Origin of the sequence: Pseudomonas sp. 18-147 (genome assembly GCF_051048045.1) — a bacterium.
Lineage (GTDB): Bacteria > Pseudomonadota > Gammaproteobacteria > Pseudomonadales > Pseudomonadaceae > Pseudomonas > Pseudomonas aeruginosa.
In genome coordinates this window covers 5,139,677-5,156,389 of sequence record NZ_CP182296.1, presented here as the reverse complement: position 1 = coordinate 5,156,389, position 16,713 = coordinate 5,139,677, and the positions used below count along the sequence as shown (strand labels likewise).

15 protein-coding genes are annotated in these 16,713 nt (G+C 67.9%); 13 read left to right on the top strand and 2 right to left on the bottom strand.

What is annotated here, in order from left to right:
* Positions 1 to 34: 34 nt before the first annotated feature.
* The 10 genes from ACM0M4_RS24460 to ACM0M4_RS24415 all read left to right on the top strand — a co-directional run bounded on the left by ACM0M4_RS24460 (position 35) and on the right by ACM0M4_RS24415 (position 9,994).
* Positions 35 to 1,354: a citrate-proton symporter gene (locus tag ACM0M4_RS24460; RefSeq protein ID WP_003110047.1), complete on the top strand. Its 1,320-nt coding sequence runs from the start codon at positions 35 to 37 to the stop codon at positions 1,352 to 1,354.
* On the top strand, positions 1,355 to 2,839 hold the full coding sequence (locus tag ACM0M4_RS24455) for an amidase (protein WP_003123277.1): 1,485 nt from the start codon (positions 1,355 to 1,357) through the stop codon (positions 2,837 to 2,839). It begins immediately after the preceding gene.
* A gap of 99 nt (positions 2,840 to 2,938) precedes the next feature.
* A complete protein-coding gene (locus tag ACM0M4_RS24450; RefSeq protein ID WP_003093951.1) occupies positions 2,939 to 3,709 on the top strand; it encodes an IclR family transcriptional regulator in 771 nt (256 codons plus the stop codon).
* Between the two features lie 64 nt (positions 3,710 to 3,773).
* Entirely contained in the window at positions 3,774 to 4,346 is a 573-nt protein-coding gene (locus ACM0M4_RS24445; protein WP_003093949.1) for a YceI family protein, read from the top strand.
* Between the two features lie 74 nt (positions 4,347 to 4,420).
* Positions 4,421 to 5,500 carry a phospholipase D-like domain-containing protein gene (locus ACM0M4_RS24440; RefSeq protein WP_003120863.1) on the top strand — a complete coding sequence of 360 codons (1,080 nt, stop codon included), beginning with the start codon at positions 4,421 to 4,423 and terminating at the stop codon, positions 5,498 to 5,500.
* 99 nt (positions 5,501 to 5,599) lie between these two features.
* A complete protein-coding gene (locus ACM0M4_RS24435) occupies positions 5,600 to 6,880 on the top strand; it encodes an acyltransferase family protein (RefSeq protein ID WP_115288864.1) in 1,281 nt (426 codons plus the stop codon).
* Between the two features lie 93 nt (positions 6,881 to 6,973).
* Positions 6,974 to 7,585 carry a DUF2846 domain-containing protein gene (locus ACM0M4_RS24430; RefSeq protein WP_003101143.1) on the top strand — a complete coding sequence of 204 codons (612 nt, stop codon included), beginning with the start codon at positions 6,974 to 6,976 and terminating at the stop codon, positions 7,583 to 7,585.
* A gap of 103 nt (positions 7,586 to 7,688) precedes the next feature.
* On the top strand, positions 7,689 to 8,273 hold the full coding sequence (locus ACM0M4_RS24425; protein ID WP_003120861.1) for a DJ-1/PfpI family protein: 585 nt from the start codon (positions 7,689 to 7,691) through the stop codon (positions 8,271 to 8,273).
* Between the two features lie 20 nt (positions 8,274 to 8,293).
* The gene (locus tag ACM0M4_RS24420) at positions 8,294 to 8,602 is read left to right on the top strand and encodes a ribbon-helix-helix domain-containing protein (protein ID WP_003101146.1); all 309 of its coding nucleotides are present in this window, start codon (positions 8,294 to 8,296) and stop codon (positions 8,600 to 8,602) included.
* 135 nt (positions 8,603 to 8,737) lie between these two features.
* Positions 8,738 to 9,994, top strand: coding sequence for an Nramp family divalent metal transporter (locus tag ACM0M4_RS24415; protein ID WP_004348078.1), 1,257 nt, complete (start codon positions 8,738 to 8,740; stop codon positions 9,992 to 9,994).
* A gap of 96 nt (positions 9,995 to 10,090) precedes the next feature.
* Here ACM0M4_RS24415 and ACM0M4_RS24410 read toward each other — a convergent pair whose 3' ends face one another.
* Positions 10,091 to 11,614, bottom strand: a complete 1,524-nt coding sequence (locus ACM0M4_RS24410) for a fumarate hydratase (protein ID WP_115288863.1) — start codon at positions 11,612 to 11,614, stop codon at positions 10,091 to 10,093.
* Positions 11,615 to 11,891: 277 nt separating this feature from the next.
* Between ACM0M4_RS24410 and ACM0M4_RS24405 the strand changes: the two genes are divergently transcribed.
* The 3 genes from ACM0M4_RS24405 to ACM0M4_RS24395 all read left to right on the top strand — a co-directional run bounded on the left by ACM0M4_RS24405 (position 11,892) and on the right by ACM0M4_RS24395 (position 14,776).
* Positions 11,892 to 13,019, top strand: coding sequence for a GGDEF domain-containing protein (locus ACM0M4_RS24405; protein WP_003101151.1), 1,128 nt, complete (start codon positions 11,892 to 11,894; stop codon positions 13,017 to 13,019).
* Positions 13,012 to 13,938: an iron-sulfur-binding ferredoxin reductase gene (locus ACM0M4_RS24400; RefSeq protein ID WP_003101153.1), complete on the top strand. Its 927-nt coding sequence runs from the start codon at positions 13,012 to 13,014 to the stop codon at positions 13,936 to 13,938. The genes ACM0M4_RS24405 and ACM0M4_RS24400 overlap by 8 nt, the downstream gene beginning before the upstream one ends.
* Before the next feature lie 64 nt (positions 13,939 to 14,002).
* Positions 14,003 to 14,776 (top strand): enoyl-CoA hydratase, encoded by a 774-nt coding sequence (locus tag ACM0M4_RS24395; RefSeq protein ID WP_003101155.1) that lies wholly within the window; start codon positions 14,003 to 14,005, stop codon positions 14,774 to 14,776.
* 411 nt (positions 14,777 to 15,187) lie between these two features.
* Here ACM0M4_RS24395 and pyk read toward each other — a convergent pair whose 3' ends face one another.
* Positions 15,188 to 16,639 (bottom strand): pyruvate kinase, encoded by a 1,452-nt coding sequence (pyk, locus tag ACM0M4_RS24390; protein WP_003093930.1) that lies wholly within the window; start codon positions 16,637 to 16,639, stop codon positions 15,188 to 15,190.
* Positions 16,640 to 16,713 lie beyond the last annotated feature (74 nt).

Below are 16,713 nucleotides of genomic sequence, written 5' to 3'. Positions count from 1 at the left end.
GCGCCGGCATTCCCCCGGTTACCAGGAGATTCCCATGCACGCTTGCCCGAGCGGTACCTCGCGTACCCGCCAGGTGGCGGCTGCCGTGATCGGCAACGCCCTGGAGTGGTACGACTTCATCGTCTACGGCTTCCTTTCCAGCCTGATCGCCAGGCTGTTCTTCCCTTCCGGCGACGAGTACACCTCGCTGTTGATGGCCCTGGCCACCTTCGGTGTCGGTTTCTTCATGCGTCCGGTCGGTGGGGTCCTGCTCGGCCTGTATGCCGACCGCAGGGGACGCAAGGCGGCGATGCAACTGATCATCCTGCTGATGACGCTGTCCATCGCGATGATCGCCTTCGCCCCGACCTACGCGGCGATCGGCGTCGGCGCACCGTTGCTGATCGTGATCGCGCGAATGCTGCAGGGTTTCGCCACCGGCGGCGAGTACGCCAGCGCCACGGCTTTCCTGGTGGAAAGCGCGCCGCCGCACCGGCGCGGTCTCTACGGTTCCTGGCAATTGTTCGGCCAGTGCCTGGCGGTGTTCGCCGGTGCGGGGATGGGCGCGCTGGTCACCCATTGCCTGGACGCCGAGGCCCTGGAGAGCTGGGGCTGGCGGGTGCCGTTCCTGTTCGGTCTGCTGATCGGTCCGGTGGGATTGTGGATCCGCCGCTACATGGGCGAGACCGAGGCCTTCCTCGAAGCCATCCGGGAGCCCGGCGAGCGCCAGGGGCTGCTCGGCGTGCTGCGCGAATACCGGCGCAGCGTGCTGGTGAGCATGGGCCTGACGGTGATCGGCACGGTGTCCTTCTACGTGGTGCTGGTGAATATGCCGACCTTCGCCCACAAGCAGTTGGGCCTGCCGCTGGACGAGGTGTTCATGGTGCAGATGGCTGCGGTGGCGCTGATGACCCTGGTGATCCCGTTGGCTGGGGGACTCTCCGACCGGGTCGGGCGGCGCCCGGTGCTGCTGGTCGCGACCCTGGCCTTCATGCTCATGGTCTATCCGCTGTTCGCCTGGGTCGCCGCGGCGCCGAGCCTGGGGCGCCTGCTGCTGATGCAACTGTTGCTGTGCACGGCGATCGGCGGCTTCTTCGGCCCGGCGCCGACCGCGGTGGCCGAGCAGTTTCCGGTGCGGGTGCGTTCCACCGGCCTGGCGGTGGCGTATAACCTGGCGGTGATGCTGTTCGGCGGTTTCGCTCCGTTCATCGTCACCTGGCTCACCGAGGTCGGCGGCTCGCCAGTGGCGCCGGCGTTCTACGTGCTCGGCGCGGCCTTCCTCGGGCTGCTCGCCACCCTCTATCTGCGGGAGGGCGCGACGCCCGCCCCGCGCCCCCGTGAACCGGCCCTGGGCAAGCCGGCAAGGAGTCTGTGAATGAGCGCCACCCGCCATCGAAGCGACGGCCACGAGGAAATCGTCGCGCTTGACGCGCTGCCGCTGTCCGCGGCGATCCGCCGACGCGAACTGTCCTGCCGCGAGGTCATGCAGGCCTACCTGGCGCAGATCGAACGGTTCAACCCGCGGGTCAACGCCATCGTCTCGCTGCAGGCGGAAAGCCGCCTGCTCGCCCAGGCCGACGAGCGCGACCGGCAACTGGCGCGCGGCGAATGGCTGGGCTGGATGCACGGCATGCCGCAGGCGATCAAGGACCTCGCCGCCACCTCCGGCATTCCTACCACCCTGGGTTCGCCGCTGTTCGCCGGGCAGGTGCCGGAGCACGACGCCATCGTCGTCGAGCGGGTGAAGAGCAGCGGTGCGATCGTCATCGGCAAGACCAACGTACCGGAGTTCGGGCTCGGCTCGCAGACCTACAACCCGCTGTTCGGCACCACCCGCAATGCCTACGATCCGGCGCGGATCGCCGGCGGCAGCAGCGGTGGGGCGGCGGTGGCGCTGGCGCTGCGCATGCTGCCGGTGGCCGACGGCAGCGACATGATGGGGTCGCTGCGCAACCCCGCCGCCTACAACAACGTCTACGGCTTCCGCCCGTCCCAGGGACGGGTACCGCATGGCCCGCAAGCGGAACTGTTCGTCCAGCAACTGGCCACCGAAGGCCCGATGGGGCGCAGCGTGGCGGACCTGGCCCGGCTGCTGGCCACCCAGGCCGGCTACGATCCGCGCTGTCCGCTGTCGTTGCGCGACGATCCGCGCAGGTTCGCCGACGACCTCGGGCGCGATTTCCGCGGAGCCCGGCTCGGCTGGCTCGGCGACTACGCCGGCTACCTGCCGATGGAGGAGGGCGTGCTGGAGCTTTGCGAAGCCGCGCTGGGCGATTTCGCCGAGCTGGGCTGCGACGTCGAGGCGTGCCTGCCGGACTATCCCCTGGAGCGCCTGTGGCGCACCTGGCTGGTCCATCGCCAGTGGCTGGTGCAGGGCTCGCTTGGCGAGCTTTACGCCGATCCCGCACGGCGCGTCCGGCTCAAGCCGGAGGCGCAGTGGGAAGTGGAGTCCGGGCTCGGCCTCGGCGCCACCGAGGTCTATCGCGCCTCGCTGGATCGCAGCGACTGGTATCGGGCGCTGGCGCGTCTGTTCGAACGTTACGATTTCCTCTTGCTGCCCAGCGCCCAGGTGTTTCCTTTCGATGCAGAAACGGCGTGGCCGCGGCAGGTCGCCGGGCGGCCGATGGACACCTATCACCGCTGGATGGAGGTGGTGATCGGCCCGACCCTGGCCGGTTTGCCGGCGATCAGCGTACCGATCGGCTTCGGCGCGGCGGGCCTGCCGATGGGATTGCAGATAATCGGCCCGGCGCAGGCCGACCTGGCGGTGCTGCAACTGGCCCATGCCCACGAGGGCCTGACCCGTTGGGTCAGCCGCCGTCCGCCGGCGATGCTCGAGGCTCCAGGGGGCATCGACTAGGCCGCGGAGCAATGCTGGCGTATTCGCAGATTCTTCCTACATGACCTGGGCCTGCATCTTGCTTTGCCATAACGGTCTGTCGACGGTGGAGGTGTCGTCATGCCGGAAAGAGAAGAGGCGGGAACCGTGCGTTCGGTGGAGCGGGCGCTGGCGATCCTCGATCTGCTGGGCCAGCACCAGGCGCTGGGGCTCGAGGAACTGCATTACCTGACCGAACTGCCCAAGGCCACGGTGTCGCGGCTGCTGCATACCCTGCTGGAGCAGGGCTGGCTGTACCGCGGCTTGACCGACCGGCGCTACCGGCTGCGTTCCACCCGCCTCTACGGTGACGCCGCCGAGCGCTTCCGTTGCCAGGTGGTGGAGCGTTCCGCGCCGCTGCTGGTGGAGTTGAGCGAGCGAACCGGGCTGGTCGCCGATTTGTCGATTCTCGACGGCGACCGCCTGCTGGTGGCGGAAAGCTCGGTGCCCGGCGTCCTGCGCAAGCGCTACCCGGCCAACCGGCTGGTGGTCGGCCAGCACGCCAGCCTGTTCCATTCGGCCATGGGCAAGGCCTGCCTGGGCGAACTGGCAGACAGCGAGGTGCGCCGCCTGGCGCGCCAGCACCAGGTAGACGAGGACCTCTGGTTGCGCACCCGCGAGCAGGCCCACGGCCAGGGCTACGGCGAGCGTACCGAGGGACACTGGGAGTATCCGGTACGCCTGCCGTTCCTGATCCGCGCGGTGGCCTTGCCGGTACGCGCCCAGGGTCGCCTGCTCGGCAGCGTGGCGCTGCACTGGCCGCGCGACCAGGATTGCGTCGAACGGGTGCGCCGCCGGCACCTGGGAACCCTGGCCGATACCGTCAGTCAGTTGCAGCACGCGCTCGACTGACGCGGGAGTTTGCCTGCTCCCAGGCGGCCGGTTTAAGGTGGCGCCGGACGCAAAGGGAGCCCGCATGCACAAGTTGATCTGCCTCGGCCTGGCCCTCCTGGCCTTGCCGGTCCAGGCCGCCTGGTACCTGGACTACGAGTCGTCGCGACTCAGTTTCATCTCCACCAAGAACGCTACCCTTTCGGAAGTCGGCCGCTTCCTGGTCATGCACGGCAAGGTCGACGACAAGGGGCAGGCGCGCCTGCGCGTCGAGCTGGACTCGGTGAGCACCGACATCCCGCTGCGCGACGAACGCATCCGCGAGCATCTGTTCGAGACCAAGCGCTTCGCCGAGGCGGAGATCACCGCCCAGCTCGACCTGGCGCCGATCGTCGAGCTGGCCGACGGCGTGCAACTGGAAATGCGCCAGCCGGTGACCGTCAGCCTGCACGGCAAGCGCAAGAGCTACGCCAGCGACCTGTTGGTGACCCGCCTGGACGAGCATCGCTTCCAGGTGGTGACCCTGTCGCCGCTGGTGCTGGACGCCGCCGACTTCGACCTCGCCCCCGGCATCGAGACCCTGCGCAAGCTGGCCGGCGCCGGCAGCATCGGGCTCTCGGTGCCGGTCGGCGCCGTGCTGATCTTCACTTCGCGGTGAGCGGCCCGGTCTTTCCCTGGCGCAGCGACAACCGCTTCGCCCTGCTCAATGACGGCGTGCGGTTCTTCCCGCGCATGCTGCTGGCCATCGAGGCGGCGCAGCGGAGCATCGAGCTGGAGCTGTACCTGGTGGAAGACGGGCATTGCGCCGAACTGTTTCTCGTCGCCCTGCTGGATGCCCGCCGCCGGGGCGTCGCCGTGCGCTGCCTGTTCGACGGCTTCGGCTGCCTCGGCCTGGGCAGCGCCTGGATCCAGCGCCTGCGCGAGGCCGGCGGCGAACTGCGGCTGTACAACCCGCTGCGCTGGAAGCTGACTGGCGGCAATCTCTACCGCGACCATCGCAAGCTGCTGCTGGTGGACGGGCGCCTCGGTTATGTCGGCGGCGCCGGGATCACCGACGAATTCTGGGAACCGGTCAGCGACGTCAGCGCCTGGCGCGAGGTGATGGTCGAGATGGACGGCCCGGTGGTGGCGGACTGGGCGGCGCTGTTCGAGCGGCAATGGCTGGCCTGTCTCGAAGAGAAAGCCTGGAAGCCCCGCGAGGGCATGACCCTTACCCGCCTTCCGCCGCAGCCGGGGGCGGCCCGTGGGTTGGGCCGGGTGGCCTACGCCGACGCCCGCCAGCACCGCGACATCCTGCAATCGCTGGTCCGCGCGCTGAACGGCTCGCGCCGACGGATCTGGCTGGCGACGCCGTACTTCCTGCCGACCTGGAAGGTTCGCCGGGCCCTGCGCAAGGCCGCCCAGCGCGGCGTGGAGGTGCGCCTGCTGCTGGCCGGGCGGCTCACCGACCACGCCCCGGTGCGCTATGCCGGGCAGCGCTACTACCCGCGCCTGCTGCGCGCCGGCGTGCGCATCCACGAATACCAGCCGCGCTTCCTGCACCTGAAGATGGTCATGGTCGACGATTGGGTGAGCGTCGGCTCCTGCAACTTCGATCATTGGAATCTACGCTTCAACCTCGACGCCAATCTCGAGGCCCTCGACCCGGACTTCACCAATGAGGCGGCGGCGAGCCTGCTGGCGGACTTCGCCGACAGCCGCGAGGTGACCCTGGCGATGTGGCGCGCGCGACCCCTGTGGATGCGCCTGCACCAGCGCCTGTGGGGTTGGCTTGACCGGGTAGTGGTGAATTTCCTCGACCGCCGGCGCTAGGGAGCGGCCGTTCGTAGCCGCTGGCCGGCCCGGTGAAACTTGCCGGGGAGCTTGCGGGTCTACCCCGGACCGCCCATTACAATGACAAAGGAGAGATGCGTGGCAACGCCCGACTCCAAGGAACGTTTCATCGGACTGGAATGGTTGCGCTTCCTGCTCGGCCTGTACGTGGTGGTGTACCACACCCTGCATATCTATCCGAAAGAGCAGAAGTTTCCCGGTCTCGACGAACTGACCAGCCTGGGGTTCTTCGCCACCAGTACCTTCTTCGTGCTTTCCGGCTTCCTCCTGGCCCATGTCTACGCACGCAGCGGCCGGTTGCGCGAAAGCGCCCGCAGTTTCTGGACCAAGCGACTGTCCAATCTCTATCCGTTGCACCTGTTCTCCCTGCTGCTGTCGATCCTGGTGTTGCTGGCCCTCAGCCACCTGGGAATCGGTCCCGAGCTGGACAAGGCCACCCCGCGCTTCGTCATCTACGACACCAACGAAGTGCTCGGCCGCACCCACCCGGAACTCTTCCTGCACTGGATGAGCAACACCGAACTGTTCGTCAACAGCATCCTGCAGATCCTCCTGCTGCAGGCCTGGAATCCCTATTACCTGACCTTCAACGCGCCGTTGTGGTCGCTGTCGACGCTGATGTTCTTCTACCTGGCGTTTCCCTTCGTCGCCCCGCGGCTGATGCGCAGCCGGCACAAGTGGAAGGTGCTGGCGCTGGTCTGGCTGGTCTACCTGATCCCGCCGGCGCTGGTGGTGGCCAGCGAGAGCTACGGGATCCCCTGGACCGGCCTGCTGCACCGCAATCCGTTGCTGCGCCTGCCGGAATTCCTTGGCGGCATCCTGGCCTACGGGTTGTTCCGCGGCTACCGCGACCGTGGCATGGTGCCGGGACGCGGCCTGCTGGCCGCGCTGGTGGCGCTGGTGGTGGCGGCCTTCCTGGTGGCCGACTACCTGTTCACCCAGGGCGCCAAACATTGGTACTTCCCGCTGCACAACGGCCTGCTGCTGCCGGCCCAGTTGCTGCTGGTGTGCCTTTGCGCGCTGCCCGCCGACCCGAAGAGCGCTTTCGTCCGCCACTGGTCGCCGCGCCTGGGGGCCGCCTCGCTGTCGCTGTTCGCCCTGCATGTGCCGATGTTCACCCTGTTCTCCCGTAGCGAGCGCCTTATCGCCGTGCCGGGGCGTTGTCTCGACGACTGGCGCGCCTGCACCGAGGCGGCGGCCGCGCTGCCATCGTCGCTGCTCTACTACCCGCTGTTCCTGGTCCTGCTGGTGGCGTTCTGCGTGCTGTTCCAGGAGCGCGGCGTGGTGCCGGTGCGCAAGTGGCTGGTGCGCCGGCTGATGCCGGCGCCGGCGCTGGCCAAAGTGCCGCGCCCGGCCTGAGGCCGTTCTCCCGGAGAACCGGACTTTCGACGGGTGGCAGGCCCGGCCCGGCTGGTTATGCTGCGCGGATAACCATAAGAAGAGGGATGGAGCATGCTGCGCAGCCTGTCGCTGGCCCTGTCGATCGTCGCGAGCCTGGTCGGCTGCAGCACGCCCGGCGCGTTCTTCGGTGCGGTGGACGGACCGGCCTTCGTCGCCCATCCGAGCGCCGATGCCAGCCACGCCACCGTCTACCTCTACCGTCCGCGGAGCCAGTGGGCGGACGAGGAACTCGAGGCGCCGGGGATCTTCCTCAACAACGAACTGATCGGCAGCCTGCCGAGCAACGGCTACCTGGCGTTCGAGTTCGAGACCGGCAGCTACAAGCTGGAAATGCGCCGGCCGCTGGCGGGCAGCTTCTGGACCCTGTTCGCCGACGGTCCGATGGATTTCACCCGCATCGCCAGCTTCATGCTCGAGGCCAGGGCCGGCTCGGTCTACTACCTGCGCTACGACGAACTCAACCCGCCACCGAAGAGCGAGCACCCGGCGGGTGAGGGCGATGGCCCGCTGCAATTGGTGGCGGCCGATCTCGGCGCTGCGGAAATCGGCGCTACCCACCAGGTCCAGGAGCCCATGCAGTTCGCCGCCAGCGGCTACCGGAAACGCGTGCAGCGCTCGTTCTGGGAAGGCGTCGGGCGGGCCCTGGACAAGATCGGCATCTGAACCCGGCACGCGTGTAGTAACCGTCTATTACCCGCGTCCCCCTGCGGATTGGCTACCTTAGGTGCATCCCCGGTATGACCGGGCCCTGCCCGAAGGAGTGCGCGTGATGGCTGCGAAGAAGATCCTGATGCTGGTCGGCGACTATGCCGAAGACTACGAAACCATGGTCCCGTTCCAGGCCCTGCAGATGGTGGGCCACCAGGTGCATGCGGTGTGTCCGGACAAGCGGGCCGGGCAAAGCGTGCGCACCGCCATCCACGATTTCGAAGGCGACCAGACCTACAGCGAGAAGCCGGGCCACAACTTCACCCTCAATGCCGACTTTGCCCAGGCCCGCGCCGAGGATTACGATGCCCTGCTGATCCCCGGCGGCCGCGCGCCCGAATACCTGCGCCTGAACGAGCAGGTGCTGGCTCTGGTGCGTGACTTCGATGCCGCGCGCAAGCCGATCGCCGCGGTCTGCCATGGCGCCCAGCTGCTGGCCGCCGCCGGCGTCCTGCAAGGGCGGGCGTGCAGCGCCTATCCGGCCTGCGCCCCGGAGGTGCGGCTGGCCGGCGGCGAGTACGTCGACCTTCCGCCGGACCAGGCCCACGTCGACGGCCACCTGGTCACCGCGCCGGCCTGGCCGGCGCATCCGGCGTGGCTGGCGCGCTTCCTCGAGGCGCTCGGCACCCGCATCAGCCACTGAGACACAGGAGACCCCCGCGCATGTGCGAACTCTATGTGAAAGCCGATCCGATCCTCTATGAATCGCGCTCGCGTTCCTTGCGCATCCGCGGGGTGGTGACCACCCTGCGCCTGGAGAACCAGTTCTGGGACATCCTCCGGGAAATCGCCGAAGGCGAGGGCCTGAGCACCAACCAGTTGATCACCAATCTCTACGAGGAAGTGATGGACTATCGCGGCGAGGTGCTCAACTTCGCCTCCTTCCTGCGTGTCAGTTGTACCCGCTACCTGGCGCAGCGGCGCGAGAAAGTCGCCGAGCTGAGCCTGGTCGGCCAGCGCGCCCAGGCCTGAGGCGAGGGAAGACGCGACCGGGGTGAAACGTTTAGGCTGGTCGCACTTCCTCCCCCGATCCGGCGTCGCCTCGTGAAATACTCCCTGCCCACCACGGCCACCGCGCCGTTCTGTCCCTCGGCGGTCAGCCACAGCGTGGCGGTGCCGGCCGACGCCTCGCCGCTGCGCAAGCTGGCGCTGTTCGTCGGCCCCGGCCTGCTGGTCTCGGTCGGCTACATGGACCCCGGCAACTGGGCCACCGCCATCGAGGCGGGCTCGCGCTTCGGCTACGCGCTGCTGTTCGTAGTGGTGCTGGCGAGCTTTTCCGGGATGCTCCTGCAAAGCCTCTGTTCGCGCCTGGGCATCGCCACCGGCCGCGATCTCGCGCAGCTCTCCCGGGAGCGCTACCGCCCTGGCGTGGCGCGTGGCCAATGGCTGCTGGCGGAACTGTCGATCGTCGCTACCGACCTTGCCGAGGTGCTCGGCGCGGCGCTGGCCTTCCACCTGCTGCTGGGCGTCTCGATTACCACCGGGGTGGTCCTCACCGCCTTCGATACCCTGATCGTGCTGGCCCTGCAGGGCGCCAACTTCCGCCGCCTGGAGGCCATAGTGCTGGGGCTGATCGCGACCATCGGCGCGTGTTTCTTCGTCGAACTGGTGCTGATCGGCCCCTACTGGCCGGATGTCGCCGCCGGCTTGCGGCCGTCCTGGGACACCCTGAGCAGCCAGGAGCCGCTGTACCTGGCGATCGGCATCCTCGGCGCGACGGTGATGCCGCACAACCTCTACCTGCATTCGTCCGTGGTGCAGACCCGGGTCAGCGGCGACGACGCGGCGAGCAAACGCTCGGCGATCCGCTTTTCCCGGCTCGACACCATCGGCTCGCTGTCCCTGGCGCTGCTGGTCAATGCGGCGATCCTGATCCTCGCCGCCGCGGCTTTCCACGGTAGCGGCCATACCGAGGTGGTGGAGATCCAGGACGCCTACCACCTGCTCGACCCGTTGGTGGGCGGCGCCCTGGCCAGCTTCCTGTTCGGCTTCGCCCTGCTGGCGGCGGGGCAAAGCTCGACCTTCACCGGCACCATTGCCGGGCAGGTGGTGATGGAGGGTTTCCTCCGGGCGAAGATTCCCTGCTGGCAGCGGCGCCTGATCACCCGCGGCCTGGCCCTGGTGCCGGCCTTGATCGGCGTGCTCTGGCTGGGCGAAGCCGCGGTAGGCAAGCTGCTGGTGCTCAGCCAGGTGGTGCTCAGCCTGCAATTGCCGTTCGCCCTGTGGCCGCTGATTCGCTTCAGCAGCGACCGGGGCCTCATGGGGGAGTTCGTCAACCCGCGCTGGGTCAGCGCGCTGGCCTGGTCGTTGTTCGGCCTGATCTCGGCGGCGAACCTGACCTTGCTGTATTTCTGGTTCGGCTGAACCAAGGCGCCTGCGGCGCTGCCAGCCCAGGCTCCGGCCAGTGGCCGTACGAAAAAGCCCGGCGCGGGGCCGGGCTTTTTCAGGGACGGAGCAGGCTTACTTGATCTCGACCGCCAGGCTTTCGGCGATCTTCTTCTGCCAGACCGCTGGGCCGGTGATGTGCACCGACTCGCCGTTGGTGTCAACCGCGACGGTGACCGGCATGTCCTTTACCTCGAACTCGTAGATCGCTTCCATGCCCAGTTCGGCGAAGGCCAGCACCTTGGACTTCTTGATCGCTTGGGCGACCAGATAGGCGGCGCCGCCGACGGCCATCAGGTATACCGCCTTGTTGTCCTTGATCGCCTCGATGGCGATGGGACCGCGCTCGGACTTGCCGATCATGCCCAGCAGGCCGGTCTGTTCGAGGATCTGGCGGGTGAACTTGTCCATCCGGGTGGCGGTGGTGGGACCGGCCGGGCCGACCACCTCGTCGCCGACCGGATCGACCGGGCCGACGTAATAGATGAAGCGGCCTTTCAGGTCCACCGGCAGCGTTTCGCCCTTGTTCAGCATGTCGACCATGCGCTTGTGCGCGGCGTCGCGGCCGGTGAGCATCTTGCCGTTGAGCAGCAGGGTCTCGCCCGGTTTCCAGCTTTGCACCTCTTCCGGGGTGATCTTGTCCAGGTCGACGCGGCGCGCGGACGGGCCGGCTTCCCAGACGATCTCCGGGTAGGCGTCGAGCGACGGCGCTTCCAGTTCGGCGGGGCCGGAGCCGTCGAGCACGAAGTGGGCGTGGCGGGTCGCGGCGCAGTTGGGGATCATGCACACCGGCAGCGAGGCGGCGTGGGTCGGGTAGTCCATGATCTTGACGTCGAGCACGGTGGTCAGGCCGCCCAGGCCCTGGGCACCGATGCCCAGCTGGTTGACCTTCTCGAACAGCTCCAGGCGCAGTTCCTCGATGCGGTTCTGCGGGCCGCGGGCCTTCAGTTCGTGGATGTCGATCGGGTCCATGAGGACCTCCTTCGCCATCACCGCTGCTTTCTCCGCGGTACCGCCGATGCCGATGCCGAGCATGCCCGGCGGGCACCAGCCGGCGCCCATGGTCGGTACGGTCTTCAGCACCCAGTCGACGATCGAGTCGGACGGGTTGAGCATGGCCATCTTCGACTTGTTCTCCGAGCCGCCGCCCTTGGCCGCGACATCGACCTCGACCTTGTCGCCGGGAACGATGGAGTAGTGGATCACCGCCGGCGTGTTGTCCTTGGTGTTCTTCCGCGCGCCGGCCGGGTCGGCCAGGATCGAGGCGCGCAGGACGTTCTCCGGCAGGTTGTAGGCGCGGCGCACGCCTTCGTTGATCATATCGTCGACGCTCATGGTAGCGCCGTCCCAGCGCACGTCCATGCCGACCCGGACGAACACGGTGACGATCCCGGTGTCCTGGCAGATCGGGCGGTGGCCGGTGGCGCACATGCGCGAGTTGATCAGGATCTGCGCCATGGAGTCGCGGGCAGCCGGCGATTCTTCGCGCAGGTAGGCCTCATGCATGGCCTGGATGAAATCGACCGGGTGGTAGTAGGAGATGAACTGCAGGGCATCGGCGACGCTCTGGATCAGGTCGTCTTGCTTGATCACGGCCATGGAGCACGGTCCTCTTCAGGCGGGTAATTCGGATGCGGGGCAGGGTCACGGAGCCGGCCGCAGCCGAGGAGCGCGCCGGTCAGGCACCGGCGCAAAAAAGGCGCGACAGTATAGCCGTTCCGGCGAGACGGGCGCACGCGCCGACGATCAGACCTTGGTCGGCCAGCCGGCTGGTCGGCCGATAAATCCGCGGTCCGCTAGCTGGCAGTTCGTTCGACTAGGCAACCCGCAGGGGGCAGGGTACATTGCGGCCAGGTGCCATTACGGGACGGAGCCCATGCGCACAGACAAGCCTCCTCTGAAACAGCGTGCGCTGCAAAAGCTCTTGCTCCGCCGGTTCGGCATGGCCGCAGGCACCTACCTGCTCGGCCTGGTCCTGCTCTGGCTGGCGCTACTCAGCGGCTTCTACCGCGCAGCGCCGACCACCGCGGCGGCCAGCACCACCCTGGTGGTGGCTTGCCAACTGGCCTTCCTCTGGCTGTTCGCCAGCGGTCGCAACCTGCGTTACGCCGATCCCAGCCTGACCGAGCCGCAGGTGCTGGTGGCGATCGCCTGGCTGACCTATTTCCTCTACCACGTCGACAGCCTGCGCGGCACCTTCATGGTGTTCTACGTGCTGGCCCTGCTGTTCGGTGTGTTCCAACTGCCGCCGCGGGTCTTCGCCCGCTGTGCGGCGCTGGCGTTCATCGCTTTTTCCGGCATCTACCTGGTAGAGGCCTTGCAGCAGCGTCTCGAGCTACCGGGCCGGGCTGCATTGCAGGTGCTCGTGATGTTCATCGTAATGGTCTGGCTGAGCCTGTTCGCCAGCTACATACAGGCGATGCGGCAACGCATGCGCCAGCGCCGCTATGCCTTGCAGGCGCACCAGGACACGCTGCGCGGCATGATGCGCCAACTGGAAGACCTGGTGGCCACCGACGAACTCACCGGTCTGTTCAACCGCCGGCATTTCATGCGCATGGCCAGCCGGGCGCTGGAAGACCTGCTGCCGAACCGGCAGCACGGCCTGGCGCTGATCGACCTCGATCACTTCAAGCGGATCAACGACCGCCACGGCCACGCCGCCGGCGATCGGGTCCTGCAGACCTTCGCCGCGGTGGCGCGTTCCTGTCTGCGCGATGGCGACGTCCTGGCCCGTTACGGCGGCGAGGAGTTCGTCCTGCTGCTGCCCCACGCCGACGCGGAACAGCTGGAAAGCTGTTGCGAGCGCCTGCGCCTGGCGTTCCAACAGGCGGAACCGGTCGGGGTCACGGTGGATACCCTGAGCCTTTCGGTGGGCATGACCCTGCTGTATGCCGACGACGATCTCGACGAGGCCTTGCAGCGGGCCGACCAGGCGCTCTACCGTGCCAAGCGCGGCGGACGAAACCGCTGCGACGCCACCTGGGAGGTCACCAGTGCCTGACATACGGGTCGGCGAGCGACGCCTTGCCGTCGCCGCCGGCAGCAACCTGCTGGATGCGCTGCTCGCCGGCGGCATCGCCGTGCCCCATAGCTGCCGCGCCGGCAGTTGCCACGCCTGCCTGGTGCATTGCCTGCAGGGCGAGGTGGACGACACCCTCCCGGAGGCGCTCGATCCGGCACGGCGCGAAGCGGGCTGGCGGCTGGCCTGTCAGTGCCGGGTGCTCGGCGACCTCGTGTTGCAGCCTTTCGATCCTGAGCGCGACGGGCTGCCGGCCAGGGTCGTAGCCTGCCACTGGCTGGGCGATGTGCTGCGCCTGCGCCTGGAGCCGGAGCGGCCCTTGCGCTATCGCGCCGGGCAGCACCTGCTGCTGTGGAGCGACGATGGCGTGGCGCGTCCCTATTCGCTGGCCAGCCTGCCTCACGAGGACCCATGGCTGGAGTTCCACATCGACTGTAGCGCTCCCGGCGCGTTCTGCGACCGCGCCCGGCGCCTGGCGCCTGGCGCGCTCCTGCGTCTGGGCGAGTTGCGCGGCGGGGCGTTGCGCTACGAGCCGGACTGGCAGGAGCGACCGCTGTTGCTGATGGCCGCCGGTACCGGGCTGGCGCCGCTCTGGGGGATACTTCGCGAGGCCTTGCGCGCGGAACACCAGGCGCCGATCCAGTTGCTGCACCTGGCGCGCGACCACTACCTGGCGAGCGAGTTGGCGGAGTTGGCCGGGCGTCATCCGCAAGTGCGCGTCAACCTGGTGTCGGCGGCGCAGTTGCCCTCTGCCTTGGCCGATCTCCGCCTTGTTCCGCGGCGCAGCATGGCCTTACTCTGCGGCCAACCCGCCAGCGTCGAACGCTTCGCCCGGCATCTCTACCTGGCCGGCGTACCGCGTAGCCAGACCCTGGCGGACCTGTTCCTGCCCCACGCCTGACGCGGCGCGGTGGCGGTGCCTTGCAGCCATTGCCGCGGCCCTGCGCCGCATCCCTGGAGTGACGATGAGCGAGCTGATTCGGGTCGAACGCGAAGCGGGGCTGCTGACCCTGCGCCTGGACCGCCAGGACAAGAAGAACGCGCTGACCCGCGCGATGTACAGTCGGATGGCCGAGGCGCTGCTGGAGGCGCAGGCCGATACGGCTGTGCGGGTAGTGCTGATCACTGGCGGCGATGCCTGCTTCACCAGCGGCAACGACATCCTCGACTTCCTCGAGCAACCGCCATCCCTGCGCGACAGCCCGGTCGGCCGCTTCATGAGCGCCCTGCTGGAATTCCCCAAGCCGGTGATCGCCGCGGTGAACGGACCGGCGGTGGGTATCGGCACCACCCTGCTGCTGCATTGCGACCTGGTCTTCGTCGGTCGCAATGCGCGATTGAAGATGCCGTTCGTCAACCTCGGCCTGACACCGGAGTTCGGCTCGAGCCTGATCCTGCCGCGCATGCTCGGTCATGCCAGGGCTGCGGAATTGCTGATGCTCGGCCAGGACTTCAGCGGCGAGCAGGCGGCGGCCTGGGGCCTGGCCAATGCGGCGCTGGAGGATGGCGCCACGGTGCTGGAGCACGCCCGCGATGCGGCCCGGCGCTTCCTGCACCTGGCGCCCTCGGCGGTAGTGGAGAGCAAGCGCCTGATGAAAGCGCCGTTTATCGAGGAGCTTCGCCGGGTGATCGCCGAGGAAGGCGATATCTTCAGTACCCGACTGCGCTCGCCCGAGGCGATCGAGGCGCTCAGCGCCTTCATGCACCGGCGCCAGCCGGATTTCTCCAGGTTCGCCTGAGCACACCGCTGTTGGGCCAGCGGAGCGACGATCCGTAGGGCGGATAACGCCCCAGGCGTTATTCGCCGCGATGCGGCTGAAACGGCGGATAACCGCGTAGCGGTTATTCGCCCTACACCAGGTTGGGCTAGCGGAGCGCCGGTCCGTAGGGCGGATAACGCCCTAGGCGTTATTCGCCGCGATGCGGCTGAAACGGCGGATAACCGCGTAGCGGTTATTCGCCCTACACCACGTTGAGTTAGCGGAGCGCCGGTCCGTAGGGCGGATAACGCCCCAGGCGTTATTCGCCGCGATGCGGCTGAAACGGCGGATAACCGCGTAGCGGTTATTCGCCCTACACCAGGTTGGGCCAGCGGAGCGCCGGTCCGTAGGGCGGATAACGCCGCGGGCGTTATCCGCCGCGACGTGCGCTTATACCAGCAGGTCGCCGACGTGCAGCACCTTCATGGTGTTGGTGCCGCCCTGGGCGGTGTAGCTGTCGCCCTTGGTCAGGATAACCCAGTCGCCCTTGGTCACCACGCCGCGCTTGAGCAACTCGTCGACCGCGGCCTGGCTGACCTTCTCCGCCGGCAGCGCCGCCGGGTCGAAGGGGATGGTTTCCACGCCGCGGAACATCGCCACGCGAGCCTGAGTCTCGCGGTGCGGGGAGTAGGCGTAAATCGGTACCGACGAGCGGATGCGCGACATGATCAGCGGGGTGAAGCCGCTTTCGGTCAGGCAGATGATCGCCTTGATCCCCGGGAAGTGGTTGGCCGTGTACATCGACGCCAGGGCGATGCTCTCGTCGCAGCGGTCGAAGGTCTGGCCGAGGCGGTGGCTGGATTTCTGGCTGGTCGGGTGCTTCTCGGCGCCCTGGCAGACGCGGGCCATGGCTTTCACCGCTTCCACCGGGTACTCGCCGGCGGCGCTTTCCGCCGAGAGCATCACCGCGTCGGTGTAGTCGAGCACGGCGTTGGCCACGTCGGAGACTTCCGCGCGGGTCGGCATCGGGCTGTGGATCATCGACTCCATCATCTGGGTCGCGGTGATCACCACTTTATTGTTGCGGCGAGCGTGCAGGATGATCTTCTTCTGGATGCCGACCAGCTCGGCATCGCCGATTTCCACGCCGAGGTCGCCACGGGCCACCATCACCGCGTCGCTGGCACGAATCAGGCCGTCGAGGGCGTCGTCGTCGGCGACCGCCTCGGCGCGCTCGATCTTGGCCACCAGCCAGGCCTTGCCACCGGCCTCGGTGAGCAGGCGGCGGGCGTACTCCATGTCCTTGGCATCGCGCGGGAAGGAAACGGCCACGTAGTCCAGGTCCATGTCCGCGGCCAGCTTGATGTCGGCCTTGTCCTTGTCGGTCAGCGCCGGCGCGGTGAGACCGCCGCCGCGGCGGTTGATGCCCTTGTGGTCGGACAGCGGGCCGCCGATCAGCACCCGGCAGCGCAGTTCGTCGGCGGCGACTTCCTCGACCACCATCACCACCCGGCCGTCGTCCAGCAGCAGTTCATCGCCGACCCCGCAGTCCTTCACCAGGTCCGGGTAGTCGATGCCGACCACTTCCTGGGTACCGGCGTCGCGGGCGTGGCTGGTGGAGAAGCGGAACTTGTCGCCGACCTGCAATTCGATGCGCTTGTTGGCGAACTTGGCGATGCGGATCTTCGGTCCTTGCAGGTCGCCGAGCAGGGCGACGAAGCGGCCGTGCTTGGCCGCCAGTTCGCGCACCAGCCTGGCGCGGGCGCGGTGTTCATCGGGGGTGCCGTGGGAGAAGTTGAGGCGGGCGACGTCGATCCCGGCCAGGATCAGTTGCTCCAGCACTTCCGGGGAATTGCTGGCTGGGCCGAGGGTGGCGACGATTTTGGTGCGGCGAACGGACATGCAAAGGACTCCTTGGATAACGCTGGCGTGCAGGCTACCACCGGCGAGGCTCGGCGGCGACTGCGGAGTCATAC